The sequence below is a fragment of the Lysinibacter sp. HNR genome (assembly GCF_029760935.1).
Taxonomy (GTDB): domain Bacteria; phylum Actinomycetota; class Actinomycetes; order Actinomycetales; family Microbacteriaceae; genus HNR.
The window spans coordinates 490,586-510,716 of record NZ_CP121684.1 but is presented as its reverse complement, the minus strand read 5'-3'; the positions used below and the strand labels follow the sequence as shown (position 1 = coordinate 510,716).

Here is a 20,131-nt window from a genome sequence, read left to right as displayed (position 1 = left end):
TGATACTGCACCACTGTGTAGCGAGTGACGGCTGCCAAATCTCGTTTTGTTGGAGCCAAGAGTCTTGGGCTTGTGACGAGTACACCACAATTTACTTTTGAATATTTAAGGCTTTTAGAACTAGAAAAGAAAACCCACTGCACGAATATCCCCGGCGCTACTCGCGAGAGAAACCAAACTCCTCTCTCACGAGTAGCGTCGCCGTTTAGACGGCTACCGCAACGGGCTTCTTACGCACCGCGTACTGCTTGAGCAGGATGACCGCCAGCGCAGAGACAACAACTCCCACCGCAATCGAGAGCAGGAAGAGCCAAAAGTTATCGATCGCAAAGAACACGAAAATACCACCGTGTGGTGCTTTTGAGGTGACCGCAAAGCCCATGCTCATTGCACCCGTCACCGCGGCCCCGAGCATACCCGCCGGGATGACGCGGAACGGATCGGCCGCCGCAAAGGGGATTGCACCCTCCGAAATGAAGGACAGCCCGAGCAACCACGCCGCCTTGCCGTTCTCACGCTCCGGCTCGCTAAAGAGCCCGCGGCGAAGGGTGGTGGCCAGCGCCATCGCGAGGGGCGGTACCATTCCCGCCGCCATCACGGCGGCCATAATGTGCCAGGGTCCCTGATTGGTGAGGCTCGCGGCTCCCAGACCGGCAACGGCAAACGAGTAGGCCACCTTATTCACGGGACCACCAAGGTCAAACGCCATCATCAATCCGAGAATAATGCCGAGAAGAATCGCGGAGACGCCGGTCATTCCGGAGAGCCAGTCATTGAGGGCCGCGGTGAGGGCCGCGATGGGTCCACCAAGCACCAGGAACATAAGCCCCGAGGCCACAATTGACGCCACCAGCGGGATAACCACAACGGGCATCAAACCGCGCAACCAGCGCGGCGCGGGGAGGCGCCCGATCCACAGGGCCACAAAACCGGCCAGCAGACCACCCACGATTCCTCCGAGGAATCCGGCTCCCATAAAACCCGATACGGCACCGGCGGTGAATCCGGGGGCGATACCCGGCCTATCCGCGATGCCAAACGCGATAAATCCGGCAAGCGCGGGAACAAGGAAGGCCATGGAGAGGGCACCGATTTTGAAGGCAACCGCCCCGAGATACTGGCCGAGTCCCCCGTCGGGTAGGTTGGCGAGGCTGTTATCCAACACGATCGTGTCGGCGTGATCCGTGATGTTGTAGCCGCCGAGGAGGAACCCCAGGGCGATGAGGAGACCACCGCCCGCAACAAACGGGATCATGTAGCTCACGCCGGTGAGCAGCGAACGCTTGAGCATCTGACCAAAGCTCTCGCGGGAACCGTCGCCCGTGACGGTTGTTCCCGCCGATGGTTCGTCTGTCCCCGTTACGCGTTTTGCTGCGGGGTTATCGGCCGCCGCTATGGCCTCCGAAATCATGGCAGCGGGCTCGTCGATACCGCGCTTCACGGGTGCCGAGACGAGAGGTTTTCCGACAAAGCGTTCGCGACCCCGAACGTCCACGTCAACTGCAAAGATCACCGCCTCAGCCGCCGCGATAACCGAGGGATCGAGCGGGGTGGAGCCGGATGATCCCTGCGTTTCGACCTGAAGGTCAACACCGGTCTCCGCCGCGGCCGCTACAAGCGCGTCCGCCGCCATGTAGGTGTGGGCGATTCCGGTGACGCAGGCTGTGACAGCGACAATGCGGCGGGCCGCGGGGGCAGCAGTACCGGCAGCTTTTGCACCGGCACCGGCCGCAACTCCCGTTCCGGCAGCGGCGGCTGCGGGGTCCGTTGCACCCGAACCGGCACCCGCGCTCGCACCGGCTGCACCAACCGCGGCCTCACCGTCGGGTGCCTCCACCGCGGCGTTCACAATCGCAACGATCTCCTCCGCGGACGCCGCTCCCCTCAGGGCATCCGTAAAGTCGGTTTTGAGCAGCGAGCGGGCCAGGGTCGACAGAATTTTCAGGTGTTCCTGATTTGCCCCGGCGGGTGCCGCAATAAAGAAGACGATGTCGGCGGGGCCGTCGGGGGCACCAAAGTCGGCGGGTGGTTGCAGGCGCGCCATCGCGAGGGTCGGTTCAAGAACGGCGGATGACCGGCAGTGCGGAATGGCTAAGCCCCCGGGAAACCCGGTGCTGGCCTGTTCTTCACGGGCTATCGCGTCGGCATAGAGATCCTCTGGTGCGGTTGCGCGCCCGGAGGCCACAACGAGGTCGGTGAGGCGCTGGATCACCTCGGGCGCTGAGGTACCCAGGTCAACGTCGAGAGAGACGAGAGCGGGGGTGATGATGGTATTCACGAGCATCCTTTCTAGTGGTGATGCTGGAGCCTAGTCACGGTGGTTAACCACAACAGTCTCAGGGTGGGTGATGGTTGGAACGGTAGTTCCAGGAAGCGAGGCCGCGGCTGTTCCGTGTGCAACGGCCTGTCGCAGACGGTCGGGGGCAGCCTGCCCAGCCACGTGGCTGAGAAGGTACCCGGCGAGTGCCGAGTCGCCGGCTCCCACGGTGCTTCGAGCGACAATTGGAGGGGTGGTTGCGTGCCAGCTTCCGTCGCCGGTCACCAGAATCGCGCCCTGCGATCCGAGGGTGGCGAGCACGGCACCCACACCGCGAGAGACCAGATTGCGGGCCAGCGCGGTGACCGTCTCCGGGTCAGCCTCAAGGTTGTCGCTCTTCACGCTGACCAGCTCGGCTAACTCTTCAGCGTTGGGCTTGATCAGATCGGGGCTGGCAGCAACGGCCCGCGCCAGGGGTTCTCCCGAGGAATCAACGGCAATCAGTGGAGCCTCCGCACCGTACCGTTCACGAATCTTCGTGATGATGGTGGCGTAAAAATCGTGGGGGACCCCGGGTGGAAGCGATCCGGCGAGCACCATCCAGCGCGCCCCGCGTGCGGTATCGAGCACAAGAGTCACCAATTCACGCTGCTGGATGGCGGATAACGTGGGACCGGGTTCGTTAAGTTTTGTTGTTGTTCCGTCGGGTTCGGTGATGGTGATATTGTTGCGGATCGCCTCGCCGAGGGGCACCGTACCGTGTCGGATTCCAGCCTGGTGAAGCATCCGAACAAGCGGATCTGTCTTGTCACCGGGAAACAGCGCAATGCTGTTACCATCAACCGCGCTGAGCGCACGGGTGATGTTAATGCCCTTACCACCGGGTTCCTGATGCGAGGAGATCGTTCTCTGCACCCGGCCGCGCGCCAGGGCACCGCCGAGTTCGAACGTTCGGTCGAGGCTGGGGTTGGGAGTGAGGGTAATAATCACGCTACGACCACCTCAACATCAGCTGTAATGAGGGCACCGCTCAGGGAACCCGCGGGTGCGGCATCGGTGATGAGCGTATCGATCTCGCCCAGGTCGGCAAATTTAACAAGCGCCGCCTTGCCAAGCTTGCTGGAATCGGCAAGGACAACGGTGCGCCGGGCTGATTTAACGATCGCCGTTTTCACCGCCGCTTCCACGGGGTCGGGCGTGCTCAGCCCAAACTGGGAGTCGATGCCGTTGGTGCCGATAAACGCGATATCGGGACGAAGAGAAGCCAGTTGCTGCTCTGTTACCGAGCCGACAATGGCGCGGGTGAGTCCGCGAACACGCCCGCCAAGAACGTGGAGCTGTAGCTCGGGGTGCGCGGAGAGCTGAGCCACGATCGGCACGGCGTTGGTGATCACGAGCAGTTCATCGCCGGGGGTGACAGGTGTCCACTGCGCAAGCAGATGCGCGAGGAGTTCGGTGCTTGACCCGGCATCAAGAATAACGGATGCCGTTTTGCCGCTCGGCACGAGCGTCTGAGCCACGGCCGCGATGCGGCGTTTCTCGTCATAGCGCTGGGTGAGACGTTCGTCGAGGCTCGGCTCCGCCATGCTGAGCCGATCGAGGGTTACCGCTCCGCCGTGCACCCTACGCAGCTGGCGTGCAGCCTCAAGCACGTCAAGATCGCGCCTGACCGTTTCTGCCGTAATGTCGAATCGAGCGGCCAGTTCGGTGACAGTTACCCGCCCGTTTGCTGTGACCATCTCGGCTATGCGTGATTGACGTTCCTCGGCAAACACTGCGACTCCTGATCTCCTGTGCTTTTCTGCGTTTACTCCAATCTTACCTTTGTTTATATAAATAAGTCAATCAAACAAATGCAAACACAGAATCAGAGAATTGGGTCAGTCTCACGCGGACCCGGCAGGTCCCGAATGACATGCTCAAATATGTTCCCAAGACTCACAGACCGCTAGCACTCGCAGGAGAGTTATGGACTCGCATAGCGGTTGGTCCTCAAAAGCGGGGTCTGCCCAGTCCCTATAGAAGCTTTGCAGCCTCAAGGAATCACTCTCCTCTTAACCATCTTAGCCATCGAAGAATAGGATGAATTTCATGGGGGTCATAAAACTTTGGGCGCACAAGCAGAGCCATAAGGCCGGCGAAGAGAGCAACGAAGTACGTCTGAAGCTTAAAAGTGGGTAGCGTGAATATCCACAAATAAATTGCTGTGAGCAGCACAGTGAGCATTATTTTAGAGACGTAAATAATTACGATTTTTTTGAATTGAAATTTATCCAAAATAGAAGTATTAACTATCGCCGCAATGAGAAAGAAAAACACAGAAAGAAGAGATGTAATTACTGTGATCAGAACGTATCCATAAAATCCAGAGATTGAGTCAAATCCTTGATCTGACACCCCTAAAGCAATGGAAACATATGTGAGAGGTGGAATAATTATCTGGGGAATGGCAGCGAACCTTGTAGCGCGATGATCATTTGACCTAGCCTATTAGCCATATAGTTCCAGGTGTTGGCTGCACCAAACTTATACACTTCATTCCCAGCCCAAAAATCATTTTTAATAAAGGCGCTTACTGTTTGAACGAATTGACCGTCAACTCGATCATAATAGTCAAAACTAATTGTTGATCCGGCACCGTCAAGGTGGCCAGGCTCGGCAATGAAAACCCATCCGAAGTTATTACGCGTCGGAAAGTACCATTCCTTACCTTTTCGGACCGTGAAAGTCCCTACCACTCCTACGCGTAACGGCACAACAGTACCCTCGGATGGCATCTTCTTTGGGACACCGGTTGTCGCAAGATCGCCGAAAAAACAGCTAAAGCAGTTATGAAAATATGCGCGGACATGTGAGGCATTAATTTTATTCGCGGGACCCATTGCCCACGACATAGAGTAATTCCAGTTTGGGTCAGAAATAATGGGGTAAACAATATCCGAACGCGAGTAATCCACCCATTGACGAAGGGTTCCGTTCTCGTATGAGTACTCGGTGGGAAGGCTTTTCCCCTTGCTATCTTAGTGCCCAAGGGGAGGAGATTGTCCCGAGAGGTTCACCGTTGTGGTCTCTCACCCAGGCTGACCCATCCTCATTCATCTCCACCACAGGAAAACTGCCACTGTCAGTCGATAAGTTCCATTCCACGTAGTCAACCCCTGGCTTTTCTGTTACGACATTCAGAATGCGCATACCCTGATTGTGAGGTTCGATATATTGAGCGCCTTTGCCGTCGTTTGCAATAAGGGCCTGTATCTCCGAATCTGCTTTCACGTGGTCATCATAATCTGATACTGAAAAAGTAAGAAGCCTAGCCTCTTCAGAAATTATTGTCTCTGCGGAAAAATTTGTTTCCTGCAGAGGAGGCGACTGTGGCACTATGTTGAAATTATCATCGGCATCTTGTGAGACTTCGACGGCTACTTTAGTTTCATTATTTGTGTCCCCTGAAAGCCACTCAGCCTGCGATTCCCCTAATCGCTCGTCTGGAAAGAAGCTCTCAAGAACTTTATCTGGATCGGTTAGATCTACTGATGCTTCTTCAGGAGAATTTGCACTGGCCGGTGGCGTACTTAAACCAAGAGCGAAGACCAAAGCGGTTGCTAAAAGAAAATACTTCTTAATGATTTTACTCTCACTTCTTTGTTTTCATGATGCGCTTCTTTGAGCTCACTCTTCTATATTTTATAGAAAGCCATATCAGCTTACATTATAAATTGAAAATCATTCTCATTCAGAGAGTTAGCAATCCTTGCATTTAGCTTTATTGATAATCCTCTAAGCTTATTTATAGAAGCCTAAGCCTAACCTGGACTGGTCCCCGAAAGTTGGACGCTGTTCGTAAACACTATCCGGTGGTGGACAGTTGATTTCGGTATTGGTCTGGGCTGAGGTGCCCGAGTCTGGCTTGGATCTGTGTGGTGTTCCACCACCCTAGATATTCATTAAACCCGGCATAGAACTCTGGCAGCGTCTGCGGCTGCTGGATTCGGAACCATTCCTCCTTCATATGGCTGAAGAACCCCTCGATAACGGCATAATCTAAACAGTTGCCCTTCCGAGACATTGATTGTGTCAGACCTGCTTCGCGCAGAGTCTCTTGCCAGAGGGGGTGTCCATATTGAGTGAATTCAACCGGTTCACCAGAATCATAAGGAAACCAAGGACAAGAGCCCAGACGACTGGCCACGGCCTCACTACTTTTTCCATAGGCTTCCTTAAGGTTTGTTTAAAATCTTTGATTTTGAACAACCAGTTGTCTACAAAGTTTTCATTACGCCCTGTGCCCATTTGTGCAGAACCAAGGCAGCCCACACAGCACAGTGCCCGGGTGATGCCGCTCCCGAGAAGAGAGCGCATCACCCGGGCACTGTTGCCTAACCGAAGCTTCACGACCGACCCGCATATCACGGGATCAGAGTCTCGCGAGAAACCGATTCCCCCGCTTTGTAGAAAAACCGTTCAACGGCACCCCTACTTGGCGGAGGGAGAGACAACCGGCTGCGCAGCGGTCTTAGGGCCTGCACCCCAGCCCTCTCCCACAGGCCGGGGCTTCTCAAAGAACGCCACCAGGATCGCGCCCAGGATAGCCGCGGCTGCGGGCAAGAGAAGAGCCTGCCCCATGGCCGCAGAGAAACCGCTGTGTAGCATCTCGGGAAGCTGACCGCCCAGCGAGAAATCACCCGACGGTTGCGAACCGGGCGCGCTGGGAAGCTCCGCCGCGAGACGCGCCTGGATAAGCGCGGCTATCGACGCACTACCCAGCACCGCACCAACCTGACGCGTGGTGTTGTAGACTCCCGAACCGGCTCCCGCCTGCTGCGGGGGAAGGTTGCGCGTGGCGGTGCTCGACATGGGCGCCCACACCGCGGCACTCGCCAGACCTAAGAGCGCACTCGGGATGAGCAGTACCCACACCTCCGTGTCTGGAGCGAGGAGGCGCGAGTACAGGGCGAGCGAGAGTCCCAGCAGAACCAGCCCGAAGAGCGCCACGTTTCGCGGGTTGGTACGATCAATGAGGCGACCGATAAACGGAGCAAGAACCCCCGAGATAATCGCCATCGGCGCGAGCATGAGCGCGGATTGGGTGGGGGTCATTCCCCGCACCAGCTGGAAGAAGAAAACAAGCGGGAGAGCCATGCTCGTGATGGTAAACCCGACGGTTGTGATTCCGGCGTTTGCGAGGGAGAAGTTACGGTCGCGGAACAGCGAAAGCGAAAGCAGAGGCTCAGCCTTATTAAACGCCTGCCACACCACAAAACCGATCAGCACCACGATTCCCGCGATGATTAAGCTCCACACGGAGATCGGTCCCCAAATGGTTCCCCAGTTATAGCTTTCACCCTCCTGAATACCAAAGACGAGCAGGAACATACCAACCGCGCTCAGGATAATGCCCGGGATATCCATCCGGTGACGATTTGTCTTAAGCGAGGGAACCAGACGCCACGCAAGAACAAACGCAACCACACCCACGGGAACGTTGACAAAGAAGATCCACTCCCAGCCCAGGCTATCCACCAGCACTCCACCCAGGATGGGACCAACCAGGGTTGCGATGCCCGCAACCGACCCCCACAGACCCATGGCGGGTCCGCGCTTGTCCGGGGGAAACAGCCGTGTAATAACGGCCATGGTCTGCGGGGTCATCATAGCCGCACCGAGACCCTGGAATACGCGGGCGATGATCAGCATCTCAACGCTGGTTGAAAAACCACACCAGGCCGACGCGATTGTAAAAACAACCAGGCCTATCAGATAGAGCTTTTTGGGGCCAAAGCGATCACCCAATCGACCCGTGATGAGCAGGGGGACCGCATAGGCCAGCAGGTAGGCGCTCGTCACCCAGATCACCGAGTTAATATCCGCCCCCAGCCCACGCATGATCGAGGGGTTAGCGACCGACACGATTGTGCTGTCCACCAGAATCATAAAGAAGCCGAAGACAAGAGCCCAGAGGGCTGGCCACGGCTTAACTACCTTTTCCATAGTTTTCCTTCAGGTTGTATTAAAATTTTAAGTTTGGAATAAATGATTGTCTACGAAGTTTTCGTGACATTCTGCCCCCAGGGGATGTCTCCCGTTTCTATATCAGCGATGAGGCTTTTTAACCACCCAATCTCTGCCGTGGTCATGGCACGGCAGAAATCTGCGGCCAGCCAGTATCTCTTGGGAATCTCCCGCTCCTCAGCAGAGGTAATCTTTGTGTCAAGAACCGCCACCTCGGCACGCTTGCGTTCAAGCCTCTCGCTCAGCAACATCACCGCAGTTTCGCGCGGAATATTGTGTGCTTCCCCCACCGCTAACGGAAAGTTCGGATACTCGTGATCCGACTCCGCCAGCATCTCGCGCACCTTTCTCTCCATCGCTTCACGCCCCTCTGAGGTGATCTCATAGGTTGTACGCTCCGGGCGGTTGCCCTCCCGCTCTGTACCAACCGCCCGAACAGTCCCACCCTTCAGCAGGCGTTCAAACGTGTGGTAGAGCGATCCCGGACGAACCTTTACAAAGCTGTCCATAGATCGCTGCATAAGCAGCTGATACACCTCATACGGATGCATCGGCCTCTCCAGTAGCAGGGCAAGTACCGCAACCGCTAACGGAGTGAGCTTACACTCAGACGCCATACCCCATTCATCCTCTCGTGACACATAATTCAGAATGCCCCATATGAATTATTCCATTTGGAATATTAGTAGTTATTACGGCACCGTGTCAAATGCTTTAACCACGGGCTGCACATGGCCCGCTCACCCCAAAATGACCCCCAAAAAAAGCACGTTTACAGAGGCTTTAACTTTATTGTGCATCAGATTTTCGACCTCTCGCGCACCCCGATTAGCCACCGAAGTTGTGAGTATCGAAAAAACTATTATGCTCCCAAATCCCCCGAGACAACAGTGGGAAGCGCAGTTTCATCCATCTCCTCACCCATAAAGAGAAGCGATAAAAAGCACAGTTCCGCTGAAAAGGACTGCTATCGAGCCCAACAATACCCACAAAGAGCCAGTCCTCTGTCCGGCGAGCCGGGGTGTTCACGATTGCCTCCTTGCGAGACCGCAGGAATCCGAGGCTACCCGCTAGGGTCGCTTACGTCCAGTGGCACGGGAGCTGAGACGCTAGAACAAAAAGGCCTCCGATGCACGGATGCACCGGAGGTCTTTTGATGAGTAGCCTAGAAGGCGTTTACGTCGAGGGGAATACCGGGACCAAAGGTGGTCGACACGGCACCCTTCTGAACGTAGCGTCCCTTCGAGCTGGAGGGCTTCAAACGAATAACCTCATCAAGAGCGGCCGTCAGGTTTTCGTCGAGCTGCTCCTTGGTGAAGGAGGCTTTGCCTACGATAAAGTGAACGTTTGCGTGCTTGTCGACGCGGAACTCAATCTTTCCGCCTTTGATATCCGTAACCGCTTTGGCCGGGTCGGGAGTAACCGTTCCGGTCTTGGGGTTGGGCATGAGTCCACGGGGACCCAGCACCTTACCCAGACGACCAACCTTGCCCATGAGCTCGGGAGTTGATACCGCCGAGTCGAACGCGGTGTATCCACCGGCAACCTTCTCGATCAGCTCGTCTCCACCAACCTCGTCAGCACCGGCGGCCAGAGCAGCCTCGGCAGCAGCACCGGTGGCAAACACCAGAACGCGTGCAACCTTACCCGTACCGTGTGGGAGGCTCACGGTGCCACGAACCATCTGGTCTGCCTTGCGGGGGTCTACGCCCAGCTTGAGGGCGACCTCAACGGTTGAATCAAACTTTGCCGATCCGGTTTCTTTAGCGAGAGCAACCGCCTCGGATGGGCTGTACAGTCTGCCGTCTTCGATCTTCTCTGCGGCAGCGCGATATGCCTTTGACTTCTGTGCCATGTTTTTTCTCCTCAGCCCTACTCGACCGTGATGCCCATGGAACGAGCGGTACCGGCAATAATCTTGGATGCGGCCTCAATGTCGTTTGCATTCAGATCGGCCTGCTTGGTCTCTGCGATCTGGCGAACCTGATCCATAGTAATCTTGCCCACCTTTGCGGTGTGCGGCGTACCGGAACCCTTTGCAACTCCCGCAGCCTTCTTAATCAGCTCGGGGGCGGGAGGGGTCTTGAGGATAAAGGTGAACGAGCGATCCTCGTACACGGTGATCTCAACCGGCACAACGTTTCCGCGCTGTGACTCGGTTGCGGCGTTGTACGCCTTGCAGAATTCCATGATGTTCACGCCGTGCTGACCCAGCGCAGGACCCACGGGGGGTGCGGGGTTAGCGGCGCCGGCCTGGATCTGAAGTTTAATCAGACCCGTAACCTTCTTCTTGGGTGCCATTGATGTTTTCCTTTACTATGACGAAATTCATGGCCGTGCAGCCAATCGTCTCTCCCGTGGACACAGTATTTCTGTGCCCCGGTATCCGTCGATTGATATCGACAGAAGTTTATATAGTACCAGCTACTAGAGCTTTGTTACCTGGTCAAAGCTGAGTTCAACCGGGGTTTCACGCTCAAAGAGCGACACCAAAACGGTGAGCTTACCGCTCGCGGTATTGATTTCGCTGATCGATCCGGGCAGACCCGCAAACGATCCCTCTTTGATGGTGATGGTCTCGCCAACCTCAAAATCAATCTCTGCCTGAGCGGCAGCCTGCGAAGCTGAAGCTTTGCCTTGGCTTGCGGCGCCCTCGCCCGCGGCATCTGCCAGTTCAACAGTGGACTTGAGCATGTCAAACACCTCGTTGAAGCGCAGCGGAACCGGGTTGTGAGCATTACCCACAAAACCGGTGACACCGGGAGTGTGACGAACAACAGACCAGGAATTCTCATTGAGTTCCATGCGAACCAGCACGTATCCGGGAATACGCACGCGCGTCACCATCTTGCGCTGGCCATTTTTGATCTCAACAACGTCTTCCATGGGAACCTGGATCTCGTGGATGTAGTCGATGGCGCCCATGGTTTCACGGCGGTTTTCCAGGTTTGACTTAACCTTGCGCTCGTATCCCGCATAGGAGTGGATAACGTACCACTTACCACGACGAGTACGCAGGTCACGCTTAAATTCCGCGTAGGGGTCTACCTCGGGTTCAGTAACAACAACCTCTTCAGCAGGGACCTCGGCAACGCCCTCGGCCGCAACAGGCTCTTCAGCGTCAGCAACCTTCCCGTCGGTATCAACCGAGTCGATCAGGGCATCCAGCGCCGCATCAAGCTCCGCTTCGGGGTTAGAATTTGTTTCTTCGTTCTGCATAACCTTTAGTCTCTATACCTCTGTGGTTGGGTGCGACGCGTAAAACTTGCGCACACCGACTTAGAAAGTGGGATTTCCAAAAATAACAACGACTACCCAGCCGAAGAGCTGATCAAGAACCCACACAATCGCCATCATGATGATCACGAATATAAGAACAACCGCCGTGAAGTTGAAGAGTTCTTTACGAGTGGGTGTAACAACCTTTTTCAGCTCGGCAACAACCTGCTGGAAAAACAGAATGATACGACCAAACCAGGTCTTCTTTTCGGCGCGCTTCTTCTTGGCAGTAGCCACCAGCTCTTCGCCCGGTTCATCTACTACTTCGTCAGCCATAGCCACCAACCTTTCTGTCCCCTGAGGGGTTTATTTCTCGAAGGGATTCGCAGGGCGGACAGGACTCGAACCTGCAACCTGCGGTTTTGGAGACCGCTGCTCTACCAATTGAGCCACCGCCCTTCAACTAGATCAATTCTCTCGAATTCTCATTCGAACCTCAACATCCGAATTACATCGGTGAAATAGGCACAAAAAAGTATGGAGGAAATCAACCACCTCGGCAAGTTTAGGGGAGATCACGCTCCGTGTAAAGTTCGCGATACGCCTCACGCTGTTTGCGCGGCAAGGAAGCTACAACTATCTCATGTGATTGCGCGGCAAGCTCCTCCAACAGGGCATCCTCAACGCTTCCGTCGAGCGTGACGGTGATCCAGTGTTGCTTATTCATGTGATACCCGGGGGTGATCGCCTCAAAGTCCCGCACCAACATCTGATTCATTTCGGGAGGCCCCTTGAGATTAACCGTCAGCACCGGACCACCCTCCCCCACGAGCGCAAACATTTTACCCAGCACCCGGTACACCCGAGCATTCGGGCCGAAGGGGTAGTCAACCTCGGCGGCTGTGAGTCCCAGCAGAAACGAGTCGAGGGCATCGTAGGAGTTCAGGAAAAACGTGGCGTTCATCTATTCCTCACTAGCCTCTCCCGCGCTGTACAGCAAGCAACAAAGAGCGCAAGTTTACGCCGGGAGTGAAGATTCAATCGCAGCAATGATGGCGGGGTCGTCCGGCACCGTGGTGGGTCGGAAGCGATAGATATCATTACTCGGGGTAATCAAAAACTTTTCAAAATTCCACTTGACCCGACCCGCGCGTCCTTCAGAGTCGTCAGTTTTTGTGAGTTCCACGTAAAGAGGATGCGCGGATCGCCCGTTTACCTTGACCTTCTCCATCAGAGGAAAAGTAACACCGTAAGTGATCGAGCAGAACTCCTGAATGGTCTCAGCGCTGCCCGGCTCCTGAAAAGCAAATTGGTTGCAGGGGAAACCCAGAACCGTGAATCCGCGATCCCCATACTCTTTTTGAAGAGCCTCCAGTGCGGTGTACTGAGGGGTGAGCCCACACCGCGAAGCCACGTTAACAACCATCACGGATTTGTCTGCATAGTGCGCGAGAGAGGTGGTCTCGCCGTTGATGGTAGTGAGGGGGATGTCTCGTATCTGCATGGCCCGAGTCTACGCTCACCCGGGGTGAAGTTCCAGCACTGCGACGCGGGGGCACCCGCGAACGAGGAGGTCACTCCCCCACGATTGCACGCCCGTAGAGGCGTTTCGAAAGCTCATCCGCTGCGATGCGCACACTATCCGCGTACTCCAACCACGTTTCAGGCGGAACCTCACTCGCTTGGAACGTAACCGCAAGCCCGGCTGCGGGCCATCCCCTGTGGTCTCGCACCGCAACGGCAACCGAGGCAAATCCGGGCGTTACCTCCCCCTGCTCCTCTGCGTAGCCGCGTAACTCTACTCGGCTGAGCACGCTGCGCAGCTTGGAGTAACGATCGATGTTTTGGGCTCCGTCATGAATCTGCACAAAAGAGTCTGAGTGAGGAAATAGCGCCCTTACCTGCGCCTTCGGGAGAGCCGCGAGGATAGCCCTCCCGCTGGCCGTGAGGTGTGCGGGCAGACGCACATCAACATCGGTCACGAGGGAGGGTGCATTAAGGGCCCTCTCCTCCACAACGTAAAGCACGTCTCTTCCGTGCAGGACCGCCAAATGGGCACTCACACCCACCCGATCCACCAGGGCGGCCAAGATCGGCCGTCCCAGGCGGGAGAGGGGTTCCTGACGCGCGTAAGCGGAACTGAGCTCAACAGCGGCAATCCCCAAGCCGAAACGCCTTTCCTCGGCCAGGTGCATCACATATCCGTTACGCTCAAGAACGTTCAGAAGGTGGTAAACGGTTGATCGTGGCAACGCAAGCCGAGTCGCAATCATGGAGGCTGGAAGGGGCCCTCGCGACGACGCGAGCAGGCTCAAGATACGCAGCGTGTTCTCTGCTGCCGGAACCCGTGATGACTCGGCCACGTAACGTATCCTCACTCCCTAGAGATATCGTGGTCGATTCAGTATCCCATCTTCTCGTCAATTATTGCTGTATGCGGCAATCGCAATAACAGAACCTCTCAATAAGGTTTTATAAGGTTGCGTCACAAGTGCAGGGCCACCCCGCGCATCGCGGGGGAGGTGCCACGCGATGGAACAACACCACAGAGTACTACTAACTCAGCGCCCCGATCGCTCCCTCAACCGCATCCAATATAGCTCCCGACTGCACATACTCGGTGGCGCTCGTGATGGTGGGAGAAAGAAATTCGTCGGTGTTTGGTCGCGCGATTTTTTGCCGCAGGAGCGCATGAACGGCAGTAGTTGCCGCCCCCGGGGCACCCGCTGATCCGTCCACCGCGCGAAAATCGAGGGCCCGGGTGGACGCTAAAAGCTCGATTGCCAACACTCGGGAAAGACCGTCGACTGATTTACGGAGCTTGCGGGCAGCGGCCCACCCCATCGACACGTGGTCCTCCTGCATGGCAGACGACGGAATAGAGTCCACGGAGGCCGGAGCGGCCAGGCGCTTCAGCTCTGAGACGATTCCTGCCGCCGTGTACTGCGCGATCATCAACCCGGAGTCCAAGCCCGGGTCGGCTGCGAGGAAGGGTGGTAGACCGTGGTTGCGGGCGGTATCGAGGAAACGGTCGGTGCGACGCTCCGATATGCTCGCAACATCGGCAACGGCAATCGCCAAAAAATCGAGAACGTACCCAACAGGTGCGCCGTGGAAATTCCCATTAGACTCCACCCGACCGTCCCGGGTAACAACGGGGTTATCAACGGTCGATCCCAACTCAATGCGTGCCACCTGCGCAGCGTGCGCCACAGTGTCGCGTGCGGCTCCGTGCACCTGGGGTGAGCAGCGCAGCGAGTAAGCATCCTGCACTCGTGTAAACTCGCCGCTCACCCGGCGCGCGATCAGGCCGGAATCGGCAAGAATCCTGCTCATATTTGCCGCAGATTTTGCTTGGCCCGGATGTGGGCGAAGCTCCTGGAGGTCGGCCGCAAACACGGAGTCGGTTCCCAAAAGAGCCTCCACGCTGCCCGCAGCCGCAATATCAGCAATCCGGAGGAGGCGGTCAAGATCGTCGAGCGCAAGAATGAGCATGCCGAGCATGCCGTCCGTTCCGTTAATCAGCGCCAGACCCTCTTTTTCGGCGAGGACAATCGGCGTAATTCCAGCCTCTTCGAGCGCTTCAGAGGCATCACGCAGTGCACCGGAGGCATCACGCACCTGCCCTTCGCCCATCACCGCGAGCGCGCAGTGGGCAAGCGGGGAAAGATCGCCCGAGCAACCCAGGGATCCGTACTCGTGAACCACGGGGGTAATACCCGCGTTAAGCACCCGCACATAGGCCTGCACCGTTTCGAGGCGAACCCCGGTGCGACCGCTGGCCAGGGTGTTCAGCCGCAGCAGCATCAGGGCACGAACCACCTCTCGCTCGACCTCCTGCCCGGCCCCGGCGGCGTGGGAGCGAATGAGGCTGCGCTGGAGCTGCGCCCGTTTTTCCGGAGGGATCTGAACCGTGGCGAGTGCCCCAAAACCTGTTGAGACCCCGTAGTGTGGCCGGACGTCGTTGGCTAGTTCCTCGATAATTTTGCGACTGGCGACGATGCCTCGTTCTGCGTCCTCGGGAATGAAAACGAGGGCGCCGCCACGGGCAACCGCAATCACGTCTCCAAACTGCAGGAGGCCCGGTCCCACGGCTACGGGAGAGTGATCATTGTGGGTGCCCTCGGGGTGGCGCTGTGCTGCGGTGGGGCGTGCTGCGGGTGTCTCTTCTTTCATACCTACGATTCGACTGTAGATTGCACTTCTTGACCATCCCCAACCCTCCTCAAGTGTCTGGGATTACAGATAGCGGGCCTGTGGCGGCCGTTCCGCTGGGTGATAAATCATTGATACCGTCGGAAGCATGACATCAGCACAGCTGTCGCACGATCCGCTCTGGCCCCGCACGGGAAGCTGGCCCGCGCCCGGCTCTCTCCCTCCTGAAAAACGGGTCGACCTGGCGATCATCGGGGTTCCTACCTGGCGCACCTCACTCTCACCAACGCAAGCGCACACCACCCCGGACGCGATTCGTGACGCGCTGCGCCGCTACTCGGGTTATGCCGCAACGGGGTTCACGCCGGCACCACACAGTGGCAATTCGTCTGTGGGATCACGAGGCGAGACCCGAACCACCAGCCAGCCGAGCAGGGTCACCCGCGGCGATCTGGTGATTGAGGATGCCCTCACAGTAGTTGACTGCGGCAACCTCGAAGAACCGGATGCGGGATGGAGCGAGGCCGATGCCATCACGCGCATCACAAAGATCACACGCGATGTTCAACTTATGCTCGCCCTTGGCGGCGATAACGCCGCGACGGTTCCGGCAGCCCTAGGAACCTGGGGAACGGACATCACCACGGCCGGCCTCATCACCTTTGACGCGCACCACGACCTGCGTGACGGTATCAGCAACGGTTCTCCCGTGCGACGGCTTATTGAGGCCGGGCTCAGCGGCACACGCGTCGTACAGATCGGCATCGCTGACTTTGCAAACTCCCTGGAATATACCCGCCGGGCCGCGGATCTGGGCATCACAGTTATCCACAGAAACGACCTCTCCCCCGCTTCGATAACGGATGCCGTTCGGGAGGCTCTAAAAATTGCCGGCTCTGCGGGTGGTCCCGTGCACGTAGACATTGATGTTGATGTGTGTGACCGCTCGGTTGCGCCCGCCTGCCCCGCATCACTACCGGGTGGTCTCACCGCCCACGAGCTTCGAATCGCCACCCGTTTTATCGCGCGCGACCCTCGCGTGCGATCAATCGACCTCACCGAGATTGATGCGACGGCTGATACCCCCGATGCCCGCACCGTTCGCCTCGCCGCGCTGCTCGTGCTGGAGTCCGCGGCAGGTCTAGTAGAGCGTATGCCAATCACCACACCCGCACGCTAGCACCGCACTCCCGACGGGACAAAAACCAGGTCCCAGGCACGAAAAAAATTGACCTGATGCTCACTTCATGCTCATACTTGAAGTAATGAAAATCAGCGCCTATACGGATGTAAGCCTCCGCGCAATGCTGGTTCTCGCAACCCTCAAAGAGGGTGAAATGCTCTCCAGCAGAGAGATTGCCGCTGCGGTAGGGACACCGTTCAACCACGTCAGTAAAACCGTATCCGGTTTGAGTCGTTTGGGCTTTGTGAGCGTCACCCGCGGTCGCCACGGCGGGGCGCGCCTCAACGAGGCGGGGCGCGCGGCCACCGTGGGGCAGGTGATACGCCTGCTCAGCACTCGGGAAGATGTCGCTGATTGTATGTCACCCCGAGGTGATTGCCCTCTCGCCGGTGATTGCCGTCTCCGACACGCACTCAACCAGGCGCGCGAGGCTTTTCTACGTGAGCTTGACGACATCGTGGTTGCAGAGCTCCCCACGCGTACCCAGGCCAAAGCCATCTTTGCCACGATCGGCCTGCACACCGCAGACTAAAAGAGATCTGCAATAACGCGGGCTGCACACCCGAGACCCCGAGAAATTTTATACGGCACCAAGCCACGTCCCAGAACAGGACAATCCTTATACGGTACCGACCTACACCCCGCCCTCCGATCAGAAATTCAGGGGTTAGAGAAAACCGGAATATCAACAACCAATTTTCTGTATACAAAGAATTCAACACTCCAATTTCTTCGATTTGAAGTATCGCGAGAACAGGTGTATACCGGTTATATACGTATTTAAAATGCGTATATTACGTCGGCATCACGTCAGACGTTTCCCCTACAACAGGAGGTAATCTTGCTGTCAGAAAAATCTCGCCCCACCATCGAAGCGACTCTCCCCATCATTGGAGAGCGCATCGGACACATCACACCCCGCTTCTATAAACGAATGTTTGACGCGCATCCAGAACTGCTTGACGGTATCTTCAGTACCAATAACCAGAAAACCGGGTATCAACCCAAGGCTCTCGCCGGAAGCATCGCCGTGTTTGCCAGCCACCTCGTACAGAATCCCGGGACCCTGCCCGAAGCACTGCTCTCGCGCATCGCCCACAAACACACTTCGCTCGGCATTCTGCCGGAGCAATACAACATTGTCTACGAGAACCTCTTTGCGGCCATCGTCGAGGATCTCGGCGACGCCATCACCCCGGAGGTTGCCGAGGCCTGGACCGAGGTTTACTGGCTCATGGCAGACGCCCTCATCAAACTGGAACGTGATCTTTACGCCCAACAGGCCAACAACAAGATCTGGGCCCCCTGGCGCGTCGTCTCAAAAACCGCCACAACAAAACACACCCACTCATTTGTTTTGGAACCCGCCGACGACACCCCCGTCACACCATCACTTCCCGGACAGTACGTGAGCGTCAAGGTTAAGCTGCCCTCCGGTATTCACCAAGCGCGTCAATACACGCTCACCGCCAACGGCGCGAACGAGCGCTCCTTCACCACCAAGCGCGATGATGAGGGGGAGGTTTCCCCCCTACTGCACAACGATATCCAGGTGGGAGACGTCGTTCAGGTGTCCAACCCCTACGGTGACGTTGTTCTCGACAGCGGCGAACACCCCGTTGTCTTTGCCTCGGCGGGAATCGGCTGCACCCCCACCGCTGCCATGATTCGAACGCTGGCCGATAGCGACTCCAAACGGGACGTCGTGGTGCTCCACGCGGATCATCGACCCGAAGAGTGGGCGCTCAGCGAACAGATCAGGAGCGACCTCGAACGCCTCTCCAACGCCACGCTACACACGTGGCTGGGAGAGGACACCGGAGAGCAATCGCACAGCGGGCACATGTCACTCAGCGATATCACCCTTCCGGATGATGCCTCAGTTTATATTTGCGGGCCGCTTCCCTTCATGAAAAAGATTCGAGAGGAAGCCCTGGCCGCGGGAATCCCCGCTCACAGGGTTCACTACGAAATCTTTGGCCCGGATGTGTGGCAGGTAAGCTAAACCACCCGACGGCCAGCAGCCCATACAGCAGCGGTGAGCGGCATCCCCGGGCGATAAGCCAGGTGGGTGACGGAGGGCGCGTCGAGCATCTGAATGTCGGCGCGCGCTCCCACCGAGATATGACCTACCGCGGGCTTATCGGCGGACGCAACGTGTCGCCCGAGTGCCCGGGCACCTCCATAGGTTGCAGCGTAAACGGCCTCCTCAACCGTGAGACGCATCTGGAGTACCGCCGTAGCCACGGCAAACCCCATAGAAGAGGTATATGAGGTACCGGGGTTACAGTTGCTCGCGATAGCAACAATCGCACCGGCATCCACAAGCTCACGGGCGGGAGCCAGGGGCATCCGCGTGGAAAGATCGCAGGCGGGTAGAACGGTCGCCACGGTGGGATGCTCCAGGGTTGCTGCTGCGGCAAGCGCGTCAATATCCGCCGCGCTCAGGAACCCCAGGTGATCAACGCTCAACGACCTATACTCCACCGCAAGCTGAACCCCTGGCCCCGGGCCCAGCTGGTTACCATGCACGTGGGTCGCGAGCGAGCGCTCCCTCGCCGATTGGAGAACCCGGGCCGTCTCCCCAGCGTCAAAGGCCCCGGTTTCGCAGAACACGTCGACGGCGGAGACATGCGGCGCCACAGTATCCAGCATTTCGCCCGTGACCAGACGGAGATACTCCTCCCGGGCAGACCCTTCCGGGACAACATGGGCTCCCAGAAACGTCACCTCGTCAACGATCTCTCCGGCGATCCGGGCCGCCCGTAACTCATCCTCAACCGTCAGCCCGTATCCGGTCTTGGTCTCGATGGTCGTGGTTCCACCACGCCTGGCCTCGCCGACCAGACGCAGCAGATTGTCCCTGAGTCCTTGGTCGCTCGCCTCCCGGGTTGCGTTAACCGTCACATTGATCCCGCCCGCAGCGTAGGCTTCTCCAGCCATGCGGGCCTCGAACTCGGCGGTGCGATCTCCCGCAAAGATCAGGTGTGTGTGAGAGTCTACCCAACCGGGAAGAACAGCTCTTCCCCCGGCATCCACTCTCTCATCGGCTGCTGGAGGACGATCAGCCGACCCGATCCAGGCGATACGATCACCCTCCAGGACAACCGCGGCGTCACGCAGCCGAGACGACTCGCGTAAGGGATCTTGGGTGGTTAGCTCACCAATATTCGTGATAAGGACGCTCATAACCTTCTCTAATCGTTATCTTATATATTCGAACAAAACTCACGCCTCAGTATGCCCGGCCTCCTCTGGCGCGATCCATCCTTGCCTGTCACAACCGCAGTCACCATCCGCCCGGCTCC

General features: G+C 57.4%; 20 protein-coding genes and 1 tRNA gene. 3 read left to right on the top strand and 18 right to left on the bottom strand.

The features are described 5' to 3' along the window. Positions 1–205: 205 nt before the first annotated feature. The 17 genes from FrondiHNR_RS02260 to hutH all read right to left on the bottom strand — a co-directional run bounded on the left by FrondiHNR_RS02260 (position 206) and on the right by hutH (position 15,661). Positions 206–2,278, bottom strand: a complete 2,073-nt coding sequence (locus tag FrondiHNR_RS02260) for a fructose-specific PTS transporter subunit EIIC (protein WP_279353625.1) — start codon at positions 2,276–2,278, stop codon at positions 206–208. A gap of 30 nt (positions 2,279–2,308) precedes the next feature. Further along, on the bottom strand, positions 2,309–3,247 hold the full coding sequence (locus FrondiHNR_RS02255; protein ID WP_279353624.1) for a 1-phosphofructokinase family hexose kinase: 939 nt from the start codon (positions 3,245–3,247) through the stop codon (positions 2,309–2,311). After that, entirely contained in the window at positions 3,244–4,032 is a 789-nt protein-coding gene (locus FrondiHNR_RS02250) for a DeoR/GlpR family DNA-binding transcription regulator (RefSeq protein ID WP_279353623.1), read from the bottom strand. The genes FrondiHNR_RS02255 and FrondiHNR_RS02250 overlap by 4 nt, the downstream gene beginning before the upstream one ends. Before the next feature lie 660 nt (positions 4,033–4,692). Then, entirely contained in the window at positions 4,693–5,151 is a 459-nt protein-coding gene (locus FrondiHNR_RS02245; protein WP_279353622.1) for a hypothetical protein, read from the bottom strand. Positions 5,152–5,272: 121 nt separating this feature from the next. After that, positions 5,273–5,851: a hypothetical protein gene (locus FrondiHNR_RS02240; RefSeq protein ID WP_279353621.1), complete on the bottom strand. Its 579-nt coding sequence runs from the start codon at positions 5,849–5,851 to the stop codon at positions 5,273–5,275. A 253-nt stretch (positions 5,852–6,104) separates the two neighbouring features. Beyond that, on the bottom strand, positions 6,105–6,446 hold the full coding sequence (locus tag FrondiHNR_RS02235; protein ID WP_279353620.1) for an IS3 family transposase: 342 nt from the start codon (positions 6,444–6,446) through the stop codon (positions 6,105–6,107). 284 nt (positions 6,447–6,730) lie between these two features. Next, positions 6,731–8,245 (bottom strand): DHA2 family efflux MFS transporter permease subunit, encoded by a 1,515-nt coding sequence (locus FrondiHNR_RS02230; RefSeq protein ID WP_279353619.1) that lies wholly within the window; start codon positions 8,243–8,245, stop codon positions 6,731–6,733. A 50-nt stretch (positions 8,246–8,295) separates the two neighbouring features. Then, positions 8,296–8,883 (bottom strand): PadR family transcriptional regulator, encoded by a 588-nt coding sequence (locus FrondiHNR_RS02225; protein ID WP_279353618.1) that lies wholly within the window; start codon positions 8,881–8,883, stop codon positions 8,296–8,298. Positions 8,884–9,431: 548 nt separating this feature from the next. After that, positions 9,432–10,121: a 50S ribosomal protein L1 gene (gene rplA / locus FrondiHNR_RS02220; protein ID WP_279353617.1), complete on the bottom strand. Its 690-nt coding sequence runs from the start codon at positions 10,119–10,121 to the stop codon at positions 9,432–9,434. A gap of 17 nt (positions 10,122–10,138) precedes the next feature. After that, positions 10,139–10,567, bottom strand: a complete 429-nt coding sequence (rplK, locus tag FrondiHNR_RS02215; RefSeq protein WP_279353616.1) for a 50S ribosomal protein L11 — start codon at positions 10,565–10,567, stop codon at positions 10,139–10,141. 126 nt (positions 10,568–10,693) lie between these two features. Continuing rightward, positions 10,694–11,485 carry a transcription termination/antitermination protein NusG gene (gene nusG, locus FrondiHNR_RS02210; RefSeq protein ID WP_279353615.1) on the bottom strand — a complete coding sequence of 264 codons (792 nt, stop codon included), beginning with the start codon at positions 11,483–11,485 and terminating at the stop codon, positions 10,694–10,696. 60 nt (positions 11,486–11,545) lie between these two features. Continuing rightward, on the bottom strand, positions 11,546–11,821 hold the full coding sequence (secE, locus tag FrondiHNR_RS02205) for a preprotein translocase subunit SecE (RefSeq protein ID WP_279353614.1): 276 nt from the start codon (positions 11,819–11,821) through the stop codon (positions 11,546–11,548). 50 nt (positions 11,822–11,871) lie between these two features. Further along, positions 11,872–11,944, bottom strand: a tRNA-Trp gene (locus FrondiHNR_RS02200). Between the two features lie 106 nt (positions 11,945–12,050). Beyond that, on the bottom strand, positions 12,051–12,449 hold the full coding sequence (locus FrondiHNR_RS02195; RefSeq protein WP_279353613.1) for an MmcQ/YjbR family DNA-binding protein: 399 nt from the start codon (positions 12,447–12,449) through the stop codon (positions 12,051–12,053). A 54-nt stretch (positions 12,450–12,503) separates the two neighbouring features. After that, entirely contained in the window at positions 12,504–12,989 is a 486-nt protein-coding gene (locus FrondiHNR_RS02190; RefSeq protein WP_279353612.1) for a glutathione peroxidase, read from the bottom strand. 70 nt (positions 12,990–13,059) lie between these two features. Then, positions 13,060–13,848 carry an IclR family transcriptional regulator gene (locus FrondiHNR_RS02185; protein ID WP_279353611.1) on the bottom strand — a complete coding sequence of 263 codons (789 nt, stop codon included), beginning with the start codon at positions 13,846–13,848 and terminating at the stop codon, positions 13,060–13,062. Between the two features lie 193 nt (positions 13,849–14,041). Next, entirely contained in the window at positions 14,042–15,661 is a 1,620-nt protein-coding gene (gene hutH / locus FrondiHNR_RS02180) for a histidine ammonia-lyase (RefSeq protein WP_279353610.1), read from the bottom strand. A 127-nt stretch (positions 15,662–15,788) separates the two neighbouring features. On the opposite strand from hutH, the gene FrondiHNR_RS02175 reads away from it, so the two are divergent. The 3 genes from FrondiHNR_RS02175 (at position 15,789) to FrondiHNR_RS02165 (ending at position 18,828) form a co-directional block, all read left to right on the top strand. Beyond that, positions 15,789–16,820 carry an arginase family protein gene (locus tag FrondiHNR_RS02175; RefSeq protein WP_279353609.1) on the top strand — a complete coding sequence of 344 codons (1,032 nt, stop codon included), beginning with the start codon at positions 15,789–15,791 and terminating at the stop codon, positions 16,818–16,820. A gap of 85 nt (positions 16,821–16,905) precedes the next feature. Then, positions 16,906–17,355 (top strand): Rrf2 family transcriptional regulator, encoded by a 450-nt coding sequence (locus FrondiHNR_RS02170; RefSeq protein ID WP_279354450.1) that lies wholly within the window; start codon positions 16,906–16,908, stop codon positions 17,353–17,355. A gap of 309 nt (positions 17,356–17,664) precedes the next feature. Continuing rightward, positions 17,665–18,828 (top strand): globin domain-containing protein, encoded by a 1,164-nt coding sequence (locus tag FrondiHNR_RS02165; RefSeq protein ID WP_279353608.1) that lies wholly within the window; start codon positions 17,665–17,667, stop codon positions 18,826–18,828. On the opposite strand, the gene hutI is transcribed toward FrondiHNR_RS02165, so the two are convergent. Then, complete coding sequence (hutI, locus tag FrondiHNR_RS02160; RefSeq protein ID WP_279353607.1) at positions 18,825–20,012, bottom strand: imidazolonepropionase; 1,188 nt, start codon at positions 20,010–20,012, stop codon at positions 18,825–18,827. The genes FrondiHNR_RS02165 and hutI overlap by 4 nt on opposite strands. Positions 20,013–20,131: the final 119 nt, after the last annotated feature.

Bases quoted from the DNA above. Each gene is read 5' to 3' on its own strand.
- FrondiHNR_RS02170 (WP_279354450.1), top strand. From the start codon at position 16,906: ATGAAAATCAGCGCCTATACGGATGTAAGCCTCCGCGCAATGCTGGTT.
- FrondiHNR_RS02175 (WP_279353609.1), top strand. From the start codon at position 15,789: ATGACATCAGCACAGCTGTCGCACGATCCGCTCTGGCCCCGCACGGGA.
- FrondiHNR_RS02245 (WP_279353622.1), bottom strand. From the start codon at position 5,151: ATGTCGTGGGCAATGGGTCCCGCGAATAAAATTAATGCCTCACATGTC.
- nusG (WP_279353615.1), bottom strand. From the start codon at position 11,485: ATGCAGAACGAAGAAACAAATTCTAACCCCGAAGCGGAGCTTGATGCG.
- FrondiHNR_RS02190 (WP_279353612.1), bottom strand. From the start codon at position 12,989: ATGCAGATACGAGACATCCCCCTCACTACCATCAACGGCGAGACCACC.
- FrondiHNR_RS02195 (WP_279353613.1), bottom strand. From the start codon at position 12,449: ATGAACGCCACGTTTTTCCTGAACTCCTACGATGCCCTCGACTCGTTT.
- FrondiHNR_RS02230 (WP_279353619.1), bottom strand. From the start codon at position 8,245: ATGGAAAAGGTAGTTAAGCCGTGGCCAGCCCTCTGGGCTCTTGTCTTC.
- rplA (WP_279353617.1), bottom strand. From the start codon at position 10,121: ATGGCACAGAAGTCAAAGGCATATCGCGCTGCCGCAGAGAAGATCGAA.
- hutI (WP_279353607.1), bottom strand. From the start codon at position 20,012: ATGAGCGTCCTTATCACGAATATTGGTGAGCTAACCACCCAAGATCCC.
- FrondiHNR_RS02225 (WP_279353618.1), bottom strand. From the start codon at position 8,883: ATGGCGTCTGAGTGTAAGCTCACTCCGTTAGCGGTTGCGGTACTTGCC.
- hutH (WP_279353610.1), bottom strand. From the start codon at position 15,661: ATGAAAGAAGAGACACCCGCAGCACGCCCCACCGCAGCACAGCGCCAC.
- rplK (WP_279353616.1), bottom strand. From the start codon at position 10,567: ATGGCACCCAAGAAGAAGGTTACGGGTCTGATTAAACTTCAGATCCAG.
- secE (WP_279353614.1), bottom strand. From the start codon at position 11,821: ATGGCTGACGAAGTAGTAGATGAACCGGGCGAAGAGCTGGTGGCTACT.